Genomic DNA, 10,529 nt, shown 5'->3' with positions numbered 1-10,529 from the left:
TCAATCCCCTTGCAGAGCAACGGTATTGAGCGTAAGGCCGGGTCGGCCGGATGATCGAATGTTTCGACGACCGGCGTTGCGTCATACCGACTCACAGCACCACCACCGAGCGCAGGGTGTCGCCGTACCAGGACGACTCAAGGCTCGAGTGGGCCGCGATCTGGAAGGCGCTCCCAAAGGTGGTGTTCTCCACCGCGCTGTCGGCGGTGCAGGGTAATGCTCGCCTCGCCTCCGGCGGCCTGGCGGAGGAGATCGAGCGGTTGCGAGCCGAGCCGGGGGAGGGCAACATCGCGATCGGCGGCGCGACTCTCGCCGCCGAGGCGGCCGAGTTGAGGCTGATCGACGAGTACCGGGCCAGGGTCTACCCGGTGCTGGTCGGCGGTGGCATTCCGTTCTTTCCCCAGCGCGAGCGCCGGGTGGACCTCGAACTCGTCGAGGCCCGCACCTTCAACTCGAAAGTCGTCTGCCTGCGCTACCGCGTGGCGCGCTAGAGATCTTTAACGGTGCGGGTTACGTCGTGTCGTGACGGGTTGGTGTCCCGCCGGGTGGTGTGGGCCGTGAGGGTCTGCGCAGCGGGTCTGGCATTAACGAGCACCGTAGGATTCGACCTAACCGATCGACACCCTGATCTTGATCGGGTTGGCTGAGTGGCATGCCAGAGCTGCGCACCGATCGTCTTCTGCTCCGCCGGTGGCGGGAGTCCCACCTCGGACCGTGGGCGGCTATGAACGCCGATCCTGAAGTCCGAGAGCACCTGGGAGAACTGCTGACGCGGGAGCAAAGCGATGCCGCGGTGGCACTCATGCAGGCCGAGTTTGACAAGCGAGGTTTTGGGTGGTGGGCGCTCGAAGCACGGGAGAGTGGTGAGTTTATCGGCCGTGCCGGCTTGGACGAGGTGGGCGAGGACATGCCGTTCGCGGGGGTGGATATCGGTTGGCGGTTGATGCGTTCGGCGTGGGGCCACGGCTACGCCACTGAGGCCGCCCTGGCCTGCCTGGCTTTCGGCTTCGAGGTCCTCGGGCTGCCGGAAGTGGTGGCGTCGACGACCGTCCACAACCTGCGTTCCCAGGCAGTGATGCGCCGGATCGGCATGACCTGGGATCCGGCCGACGACTTCGAGGATCCGAGCGTGCCCGAGGGACCGCTTCGCCGCTGTGTGCTGTACCGGATCTCCCGCAGAGCTGCCCACGGCCTACACCACGCGGCCGGGCACGGCACATGACGGCGTTCGTGGGCCGCGCTATGCCGAGAGAACGGGTTCATCGCCGAGACCGGACTGACCACGACACCACCATGCCGCCACCCCGAACCGAAAACCTCAGCTGTGCTGCGCCGCGGAACTTCCGCGGCGCAGCACTGGGAACCGCGGCCAGGGGCCCCGAGGGAACTCGCCGGGGGCGACCGGCGAAGGAGAGATGAAAGCCCAAGCCTTCGAAGCGTTGCCCAGGACGAGAGGAGCCCCGATGACCGTCGAGCCAGGCGTCCGCACGGGGGCGGAGAGTGATGCCTTGGTAATTGCGCGGTCCCGGGATGAGCCCGAGGCATTCGCCGTGCTCTTCGACCGGCACGCGGATGCGGTACACCGTTATCTGGCCCGTAGGCTCGGCGGCGAGTCGGCCGACGACCTCGTGGCGGAGACCTTCACCACTGCTTTCCAGCTGCGGCACCGGTACGACCCCGCGCGGGCCACGGGCGACGACGCCCGGCCCTGGCTGTTCGGCATAGCGACCAACCTGGTCGCCCGGCACCGGCGGGCGGAGGCCCGCCGGTTCAAGGCCCTGGCCCGCATCCCGGCTCCCACCGACCACGAGGAGCCGCTGGCCGACCGGGCTGCGGCCCGGGTAGGGGCACAGGCCGTACGCCGCGAGCTGGCGGCGGCACTGGCCGCACTGCCCGCGCGGCACCGGGATGTGCTGCTGCTGGTGGCGTGGGGTGGTCTCGGCTACGAGGAGGTGGCCCAGGCCCTCGGTGTCCCCATCGGCACGGTCAGATCACGGCTGCACCGGGCTCGCAGCAAGCTACGCGAAGCGTTGGGCGGATCCGATCCGACGACACTGCGAGAGGCATCCGGCCATGACTGACGAACTCGAACTCCTGCGGGACTGGAACGCGGACGCGGCCCCGCTCACCGACCCGGCCCGAGCGCAGGCCCGCCACCGACTGCTCAACACGATTGCGCGCACGGAGCGGCACCCCGACGCCGCACCCAGCCGCCGCCACGCGCTGCGCCTCGCGACAGCCGCGGTGGTCACCATGGCGGTTACGGGCACGGCGGTACTGATCACCGCGGACGGCGCCGACGAGGGCGGCCGCACCGACCGGGCGGGCACGAACGCCCCGCCCATGCGCAATGCCGCCGCCGTAACGGTGCTGAACGGGGCGGCAGCGCGGGCGAGTAAGCACGAGAAGCCCGTGGCGCCGCGCGACGACCAGTTCATCTACTCGAAGCGGATCATCAAGGAGACGGAGCGGAAGACCGGCGCGGTCAAGACCTATGTGGACGTGAACTGGGACTCGGTGGACGGCTCCAAGCGATCTTTGACCATGGAGCTCGGCCGGGTGATCTGGGAGAAGCCCATGGGCAAGAACGAGGGCGTGTGGCCGCCTCGGGAGTGGAGCAAGCTGAAGAAGCTGCCCACCGACCCGGAGAAGCTCATCCAGGGCATCATCGGTGTCGGCACGTCCGACAAGTCGATCGACGACTTCACCGCGTGGGACTGGTACGACGCCTACTTCATGCTCGGCGAGCTCCTGAAGTGGCCGGTGCTGCCCGAGGGACTGCGTCCCGCCGCGTATGAGGCGCTGGCCCTGGTGCCCGGGGTCAAGGCGACCCCGGGGATGAAGGACTCCGCCGGGCGCACCGGGGTGGGGATCTCCTACCCCAAGGGCGAGTGGGAGAAGGGCAAGTACCTCATCTTCGACCCGGAGTCGTATGAATTCCTGGGCTTCCGCGCCGAGCGGACCTCGCGTTCCGGGAAGAAGACGTACATCCAGCTGTCGCACGTGGCGGACTGGGCGATCGTCGACCGCTTGAAGCAGCGCCCCTGAGTTCTGTCTCTTTGGTCAGCGTCGGGCCCAGGCGCAATGTCGGCGCCGTGACGGTGCTGAACGGGGCCGCCCTCTGCCCGGCGGGATCCGCCGGGAGGATCAAGCCCCCTGCAGCACCGGTGCAGGCCGCTCGCCCGAGCCTCTGATGATCAGGCGTGTGGGGACCGTGATGGTGCGGGCCCGGGAGCGGTCGCCGTCGAGGCGGGCCAGGGCGGTGGTCGCTGCGGTTCTGCCGATTTCTTCGGCGTCCTGGGCGACGACGGTCAGGGCCGGCTCGAGTGCCTCGGCGAGCGCCACGTCGTCGAAGGCGACGACGGCTACGTCCCTGCGCTTGCTGCGGGCGAGTTCGGTGACGATACCCAGCGCGACGATGTTGTTGCCGGCGAACAGGGCGGTGGGGGGATCCGCCAGGTCCAGGAGCTGGGCGGTCGCGGCGGACGCCCCGTCCCGGTCATGTGCGCTGGTGACCAGGGAGCGGTCGGAGGGGAGGCCGGCTTCCTGCAGGGCCGCGCGGTAGCCTGCCAGACGCTCGCGGCGTGTGTAGAGCTTGAGGGGAAGGTCGCCGATGAAGCCGATGCGGCGGTGGCCGTGGGCGATCAGGTGGGCGACGCCGTCGTGGGCGCCCGCGCGGTTGGAGCTGACGACGTTGTCCGTGGACAGGCCCGACCCCGGACGGTCGAGGAAGACGATGGGCAGGCCGGCGGCGCGGTGCGTCTTGAGGTGGGAGTGGTCGGCGCCGACGGACGGCACGACCATCAGGATGCTGATACGGCGGGCGAGGAACTTGTCCGTCAGCGCGCGTTCGCGGTCGGGATCGTCCGCGGAGGAGCCCATGAGCAGGGTCAGGCCGCGGTCGCCGACAGTGTCCTCGATGCTCCTCGCCACTGCTCCGAAGAAGGGGTTGGCGAGGTCGGGGATGACCAGTCCGACGGTGGTGTCGGGTCCGCCGACGCGGATGTTGCGGGCCATGAGGTTCGGCTGGAAGCCGAGCTTGGCCACTGCGGCCAGCACCTGCTCCCTGGTCTGGGCCGAGGCGGGTCCGTCCTCGTTGAGGACGCGGGAGACGGTCTTGGCACTGACGCCCACTTCTCGGGCGACGTCTGCCAGGGTGGGGCGGCGGTTCGCTGCCATAGAGGAAACGGTCTCCTGTGCTCGTCGGTTCCGGCCGTGGCCCCGGCCGGAACCTGTGAGTAGCTTCAGTTGTACGTCAGTTGGCCTGGACGCCTGCGGCTTTCGCCGCTTCGGAATCCGCTACGACCGTACCTCCGGCGTCGTCGACGGTGAGCGCGCCGGTCATGATGGCGACGACCTCCGCCATGGAGTAGTCGGACGGCTTGATCACGGCGGCTCGCCGGCCCAGCCGGTGGACGTGGATCCGGTCGGCGATCTCGAAGACGTGCGGCATGTTGTGGCTGATCAGGACGACCGGCATGCCCTTGTCCCGGACGCGGCGGATGAGGTCCAGGACCTGACCGGATTCCTTGACGCCAAGGGCGGCGGTGGGTTCGTCCATGACGACGACGCTGCGGGCCCAGGCGACGGAACGGGCGACCGCGACGGCCTGCCGCTGTCCACCGGAGAGGGTCTCGACCGACTGTGTCAGTGAGCGCAGGCCGATCTTCAGGTCGGCCATGTGCTCGGCCGCCTCCTCGCGCATCCGCTTCTTGTCCAGCATGCGGAAGACACTGCCGAGGACGCCGGGGCGGCGCAGCTCGCGCCCGAGGAACATGTTCGAGGCGATGTCCATGGAGGCGGCCACGGCGAGGTCCTGATAGACCGTCTCGATGCCGTGGGCGCGTGCACTCTGCGGACCGGAGAAGGTGATGGGTTTGCCATTGAGCCGTATCTCGCCCGCGTCAGGGACCACCGCGCCGGTGAGAGCCTTGATCATGCTGGTCTTGCCGGCTCCGTTGTCGCCGATGACGGCCAGGACCTCGCCCGGCAGCAGGTCGAAATCGGCGCCGTCGATGGCGGTGACGTGGCCGTAGCGCTTGACCAGACCGCGGGCCTGCAGCACCGGAGTGGTGGGGGAGGAGGTGGCGGTCATCGGGCCTTCTTCCGGGAGAGCTGGTCGACGGTCACCGCGAGGATCACCAGGACACCGGTGATCAGGGTCTGGTAGATGGAGGCGACACCCATCAGCTGCAGGCCGTTGCGGAAGACACCGACGATGAGGACGCCGATGAAGGTGCCCAGGACCGAACCGCGTCCGCCGAAGAGGCTGGTGCCGCCGAGGACCACGGCGGTGATGCTGTCGAGGTTGTCCGTTTGTCCCGCCTGGGGGTCGCCGACTCCGGTGCGGGAGATGAGCAGAAGGGCGGCGATGCCGTAGAGGATGCCGGCCACGGTGTAGACGCCGACGGCCAGCCGGGAGGTGCGGATGCCGTTCAGCCGCGCCGCTTCCTGGCTGTTGCCCAGCGCGTAGACGTGCCGGCCCCAGCCGGTGCTGCTCAGCGCGTACGCGAGGAGGAGGAACAGGGCGATGGTGACCAGGGAGCCGTAGGTGATGTCGGTGTGGCCGAGCGGGAAGGTCTTCCCGAGGGCCGTCAGCGGGCCGGGCAGGTTGGTGACCGTCTGCTCTTTGGAGTAGATGTGGGTCAGCGCGAACGCGACGTTGAGCATGCCGAGGGTGACGATGAACGGCGGCAGCGGGATCTTCTGCACCAGCAGCCCGTTGAGCAGCCCGAAGCCGCCGCAGACGACCAGGCCCAGGGCGATGGCGAGGAGCGGGGGCAGCGATCCCTCGGCCGCCATCCTGGCGATCACGATGCTGCCGAACGCCATCACGGCACCGCACGAGAGGTCGATGCCCGCCGTGAGGATGATCAGGGTCTGCCCGATGGCGAGGGTGCCGACGACCATGACCTGCTGCACGATCAGCGAGAAGTTGCCGCCCGTGAGGAACTGGTCGGTCGAGAAGGAGAAGAAGACGCAGGCCAGGAGGAGAGCGACCAACGGGCCGGTGGTCGGTGCAGTGAGCAGTCTGCGGGCCGTGGTCGGTGCTTTGAGCTCGGCGTACGGCGAGGACGTGCTCGGGGGCGTGGACGTGGCAGTCATGCGAAGTCCTTGTCGGAAAACAGAAGTCCTTGTCGGAGGACAAGAGGACAAGGGGGCGGCCGTCCCCCGGTCGGGGAGGGGTGGGGGCCGGCCGCCCCGCTGAGGGGAGATGCGGAGTCGTACGGTCCTCGGGGGGCGGCTCAGCCCCAGCAGTTCTCCAGGCCGTAGGCGGTGTCCTTGGACGTGACACCGTCCTGCGGCTTGTCGGAGATCAGAGTGACGCCCGTGTCGGTGTAACCGGACGCCTTCTTGCCGTCCTTGGCGTACGTCACGACCGCCTTGACGCCCTCGGCGGCCATCTTCAGCGGGTACTGCTGGGACGTGGCGGCGATCTTGCCCTCCTTGACGGCCGTGGTGCCGGTGCAGCCGCCGTCGACGGAGACGATCAGGACGTCCTTCTCCCGGCCCTTGGCCTTGAGCGCGGTGTACGCGCCCAGCGCGGCCGGCTCGTTGATGGTGTAGACGACGTTGATGCCCGGCTCCTTCTGGAGACAGTTCTCCATGGCGGTCTGGCCCTTGGCCTGGTCGCCCCCGGTGTCCTGGGAGCAGACGACCGCCGGGTCCTTCTCCTCGATGCCGAAGCCCTTGAGGAAGCCGTTGTGCCGTTGGACGCCGACGGACACGCCCGGCGCCAGGTCGAGGGTGGCTATCTTGGCGGTCTTGCCCTGCATGGCGGCCTTGGCGTACTCACCGATCAGCTCGCCGGCCTTGAGGTTGTCGGTGGCGAACAGTGCGTCGACCGCGCTTTCCGGCTCGGTCGGGGTGTCCAGGGCGATGACCAGTACGCCCTTGGCTTTGGCCTTCTCGATCGCGGGCACGATGGCCTTGGAGTCGCTCGGGGTGATCAGGATGCCCTTCGCGCCGGAGGCGACCATGTTCTCGATGGCCGTGACCTGACCGGCGTTGTCGCCGTCGAACTTGCCTGCCGCGGTCATGAGCTTGACGCCCTCGGCCTTCGCGGCCTTCTCCGCGCCCTCCTTCATCTTCACGAAGAACGGGTTGGTGTCGGTCTTGGTGATCAGGCCGACCTTGACGTCGCCCGAACCGGCGCTGGCGGAACCCGATCCGGAACCCGAGCCGGGTCCGCAGGCTGTCAGGGTGAGGGCCGCGATGCCCGTGCACGCGGCGGCTCTGAGGAGGGAGAGGGGCAGACGAGCAGTGCGAGACATGAACGACTCCTGCAGGATTGCGAGCGGCGCGGCCGGCATCGGAGCATGCCGTCCTGCGGTGTCATCGTTGACTTATGTCATCGTTGACACTGCATGGCGAGGATGATGGACTCCGCTTCCCGGAAACGTCAATGCCCTGTACTCGTCACAAATCGGCAACGCCCGCCGGCGCCACCCACCCGTAGCCGCTCGGCAGCCGCGCCCCGACGCGTCCGGTCTGCCCGTACGTTCGTCAGAGAAGAGCAGCCCATGAGCCTGCGTCAGATCACCGTCCTCGGGGAGTGCGTCGCGGACGCGTTCGCCGAACCCGCAAGCGCCTCGAACGAACTCGCGCTGCGCGTACTGCCCGGCGGCGGACCTGCGAATACGGCAGTGGCCCTGGCCCGCCTCGGCACCCCGGCCCGCTTCCTCGCGCGGCTGTCCGGCGACGTGTTCGGCCGCCTGTTCCGCGCCCATCTGGAGGCATCCGGGGTGGATCTGTCGAGTGCCGTCCAGGCCGCTGAGCCCAGCACACTGGCCGTGGCGGAACTGGACCTTCAGGGGCAGGCCGCGTTCTCCTTCCACGCCCAGAACACGGCCGACTGGCAGTGGACGGCCGAGGAACTGGCACGGGTGGACCTGTCCGAAACCTCCTGCGTTCACACCGGATCCCTGGCGCTGGTCCGAGAACCCGGCGCGGCGGTGGTGGAGGACTTCCTGGCGACGGCCGCACCCCGAGCGAGCATCAGCATCGACCCCAACGTCCGGCCACTACTCGTCCACCCCGAGACCTACCGTGCCCGGCTGGCGCACTGGTGCGCCCTCGCCGATGTGCTCCGGCTGAGCGAGGACGACCTGGAACTCCTGCTGCCGGGCACACCGCCCGAGCAGGCGTGCGACATCTGGCACACGGCTGGGGCGCGGCTCGTCGTGATCACGCGCGGTGCCGAGGGTGCCATGGCCTCGCTCGACGGCGAACGGATCCAGGTGCCCGCCGTGCCGACGAGCGTCGTGGACACGGTCGGGGCGGGGGACTCCTTCACCGCCGGGCTGCTGCACCATCTCGGCGCCCGCGGCCTCCTCGGCGGCCGGCTGACGGAACTCCGTCTCGACGACGTTGCGGAGGCATGCCGGTTCGCCGTCCGGGTCGCGGCCCTTACCTGCTCGGTTGCCGGTCCCAATCCGCCGTGGCAGAGCCAGTTGGCGCAGCTCGCCACAGCTGACGGCGTATGAAGGCAGGCGAGCCGATGAACACCACCGGCTGGGCCACATCCTGGCCGACCAGTTCACCGCCGCCCGACACCCACGCCACGTCCGTCGAGCGGCGCGCCGACTGGGCCGACTACGGCAAGGACCACTTCGCGGCGGTGGCCTGGGAAAACACACCGGGCGGCAAGCGGTACACGACCGGCTGGATGAACAACTGGGACTACAGCGGCGCCATCCCCACCTCCCCCTGGTGCGGCGCGTACAGCGCCCCCAGGCAGATGGCCCTGCGCACGATCGACGGCCGGATCCGGCTGACCAGCAAGCCGGTCAACAGCCTTACGCCCCTCCGGCAGAACCGCCCGGCGACGGCGGCAGGCATCACCGTCACCGACCAGATCCTCCCCGACCCCTCCAGCCAGGGAGTCGGGTATTCGCCGAGAACGGCTCGGTGAAGCTGGACAAGGCCGTCGTCCGGCACCTCGACTCCGCCCACGACTGACAAGGACACGAGACCGTGAAGAAAACCCTGCTCGCTGAGTTCACCGCCCGCGAAGGGGCGGAGGACGAGGTCGCCCGCCTGATCGGGGACTATGCCCTGAAGGTGCGCGAGGAAGAAGGCAACATCGCCTTCGACGTCTACACCAAGGAAGTCAACCCGCGCGCCTACTGGATCTTCGAGGTGTACCGGGACGAGGACGCCTTCCGGGCGCACCTGAACGCCCCCTATGGCGGCCCGTTCAACGCCGCCCTCACCCCGCTGATCGAGGAGGACGCCTCCGTGCTGACCTTCCTCGATCCGGTGGCCTGACCGGGGTGGCCCGCCTCATCGGCCGCGAGGAGTCCAGGCTGATCAACCGCGGACCGCTCTTCGAAGGCGCAGGCGTCGCCTGATCGCTTCTCCCGGTTTCAGGCGGTGGCGCCTGGTGGGGTCGCTCACGGCTCGGTGGGACGTGCCACACGTCCCACCGAGCCGTCGTCGTGGGTCAGGGCAGCACAACGATCTTGCGTCCCTGTCCGGCTGCGAACCGGTCCAGTGCCTGCGGGTACTCCGTGAGCGGCAGGCGGTGGCTGATGAAGACCTGGGGATCGAGTATCCCGGTGGCGAACAGTTCCGCCGCGCGCTCGTAGCTGTGCAGCACCGCCATGGAGCCGGTGATGGTGATCTCCTGGTTGTAGATGCGGTACGGCGAAATGGTGGCCGTGGTCGCGTAGTCGGAGACCCCGAACTGCAGAAACGTGCCGGCCTTGGCGACCCGTTCCAGGCCGTCCTGGATGGCGGCGGCATTGCCGGTCGCGTCGACCACCACGTCCCAGCCACCCGGCCGCCCCAACTCCTCGGCCGACTGCGCCGCCCGGGAACAGCCCAGCTTCTCGGCCGTCGCCAGCCGCTCCGGGTTGACGTCGACGACTTCCACCGAGGCGGCACCGGTGCGCTTCGCCAGCTCCAGCATCATCAGGCCCATCGTCCGCTGCCGTAGATCAGCACATGGGAGCCGAGCCTGCTGTTGAGCACGTCGTAGCCGCGCACGGCGCAGGACAGCGGCTCGATCAGCGCCGCGTCCTGGACGTCCACGTGGTCCGGCAGTCGTACGCAGTTGGCGACGGGCGCCACGGCGTACTCGGCGGCGCCGCCGGCCACGGTCACACCGATCGCCTGCCACCGGTCGCAGAGGTTGTTGCGTCCCGCCCGGCAGTAGTGGCACTCGTTGCAGTACAGCGAGGGGTCCACGGCGACCCGGTCGCCGATCGCGAGTTCGGTGACCTCGCTGCCGAGGCCCACGACCTCCCCGGCGAACTCGTGGCCCGGAACGACCGGCAGGGTCGGTGCGAACTCGCCGTGCAGGATGTGCAGATCGGTCCCGCACAGTCCGCAGGCCGCCACATCGACCACGACCTCGCGCGGCCCGGGAGTGGGGTCGGGCACCGTGGTGACGGTGACCTTGCCGGGGGCTTCGATGACAGCCGCTTTCATTTGACTGCTCCCAGGGACAGGCCGCGGACGAGTTTGTCCTGGGCGGCGAAGCCGGCGATGAGGACGGGCAGGGAGACGAGGGTGGCCGCGGCGCA

Annotated in this window: 11 protein-coding genes and 2 pseudogenes; 7 read left to right on the top strand and 6 right to left on the bottom strand. The window is 69.0% G+C overall.

What is annotated here, in order from left to right:
* Positions 1–50 precede the first annotated feature (50 nt).
* From ACFYO0_RS45890 to ACFYO0_RS45875, 4 genes are all read left to right on the top strand, one after another.
* The gene (locus ACFYO0_RS45890) at positions 51–491 is read left to right on the top strand and encodes a dihydrofolate reductase family protein (RefSeq protein ID WP_388688266.1); all 441 of its coding nucleotides are present in this window, start codon (positions 51–53) and stop codon (positions 489–491) included.
* Between the two features lie 161 nt (positions 492–652).
* A complete protein-coding gene (locus ACFYO0_RS45885) occupies positions 653–1,222 on the top strand; it encodes a GNAT family N-acetyltransferase (RefSeq protein ID WP_388688263.1) in 570 nt (189 codons plus the stop codon).
* Between the two features lie 241 nt (positions 1,223–1,463).
* A complete protein-coding gene (locus ACFYO0_RS45880) occupies positions 1,464–2,081 on the top strand; it encodes an RNA polymerase sigma factor (RefSeq protein ID WP_388688261.1) in 618 nt (205 codons plus the stop codon).
* Positions 2,074–3,048 carry a CU044_5270 family protein gene (locus tag ACFYO0_RS45875; protein WP_388688258.1) on the top strand — a complete coding sequence of 325 codons (975 nt, stop codon included), beginning with the start codon at positions 2,074–2,076 and terminating at the stop codon, positions 3,046–3,048. Before ACFYO0_RS45880 ends, ACFYO0_RS45875 begins: the two co-directional genes overlap by 8 nt.
* 99 nt (positions 3,049–3,147) lie before the next feature.
* Here the strand turns inward: ACFYO0_RS45875 and ACFYO0_RS45870 are convergent, their stop codons facing one another.
* The 4 genes from ACFYO0_RS45870 to ACFYO0_RS45855 form a co-directional block, all read right to left on the bottom strand.
* Positions 3,148–4,179 carry a LacI family DNA-binding transcriptional regulator gene (locus ACFYO0_RS45870; RefSeq protein WP_388688256.1) on the bottom strand — a complete coding sequence of 344 codons (1,032 nt, stop codon included), beginning with the start codon at positions 4,177–4,179 and terminating at the stop codon, positions 3,148–3,150.
* Positions 4,180–4,255: 76 nt separating this feature from the next.
* Entirely contained in the window at positions 4,256–5,095 is an 840-nt protein-coding gene (locus ACFYO0_RS45865) for an ATP-binding cassette domain-containing protein (protein WP_388688254.1), read from the bottom strand.
* Entirely contained in the window at positions 5,092–6,105 is a 1,014-nt protein-coding gene (locus ACFYO0_RS45860; protein WP_388688250.1) for an ABC transporter permease, read from the bottom strand. The genes ACFYO0_RS45865 and ACFYO0_RS45860 overlap by 4 nt, the downstream gene beginning before the upstream one ends.
* A 140-nt stretch (positions 6,106–6,245) precedes the next feature.
* Positions 6,246–7,274 (bottom strand): sugar ABC transporter substrate-binding protein, encoded by a 1,029-nt coding sequence (locus ACFYO0_RS45855; protein ID WP_388688247.1) that lies wholly within the window; start codon positions 7,272–7,274, stop codon positions 6,246–6,248.
* Positions 7,275–7,523: 249 nt separating this feature from the next.
* On the opposite strand from ACFYO0_RS45855, the gene ACFYO0_RS45850 reads away from it, so the two are divergent.
* The 3 genes from ACFYO0_RS45850 (at position 7,524) to ACFYO0_RS45840 (ending at position 9,270) form a co-directional block, all read left to right on the top strand.
* A complete protein-coding gene (locus ACFYO0_RS45850) occupies positions 7,524–8,486 on the top strand; it encodes a carbohydrate kinase (protein WP_388688245.1) in 963 nt (320 codons plus the stop codon).
* Between the two features lie 14 nt (positions 8,487–8,500).
* Entirely contained in the window at positions 8,501–8,914 is a 414-nt protein-coding gene (locus ACFYO0_RS45845; RefSeq protein WP_388688243.1) for a hypothetical protein, read from the top strand.
* Positions 8,915–8,976: 62 nt separating this feature from the next.
* Complete coding sequence (locus tag ACFYO0_RS45840; protein ID WP_388688240.1) at positions 8,977–9,270, top strand: putative quinol monooxygenase; 294 nt, start codon at positions 8,977–8,979, stop codon at positions 9,268–9,270.
* A gap of 175 nt (positions 9,271–9,445) precedes the next feature.
* Here the strand turns inward: ACFYO0_RS45840 and ACFYO0_RS45835 are convergent.
* Both ACFYO0_RS45835 and ACFYO0_RS45830 read right to left on the bottom strand, forming a co-directional pair.
* Positions 9,446–10,434, bottom strand: a pseudogene (locus tag ACFYO0_RS45835) (zinc-dependent alcohol dehydrogenase family protein).
* Positions 10,431–10,529 (bottom strand): annotated as a pseudogene (locus tag ACFYO0_RS45830) (carbohydrate ABC transporter permease); the annotation flags it as partial. The pseudogenes ACFYO0_RS45830 and ACFYO0_RS45835, both read right to left, overlap by 4 nt.

Source organism: Streptomyces sp. NPDC006365, assembly GCF_042870755.1.
GTDB lineage: Bacteria > Actinomycetota > Actinomycetes > Streptomycetales > Streptomycetaceae > Streptomyces > Streptomyces xiangluensis.
The sequence above is the reverse complement of the archived record's forward strand: the minus strand, read 5'-3'. Positions and strand labels throughout refer to the sequence as shown.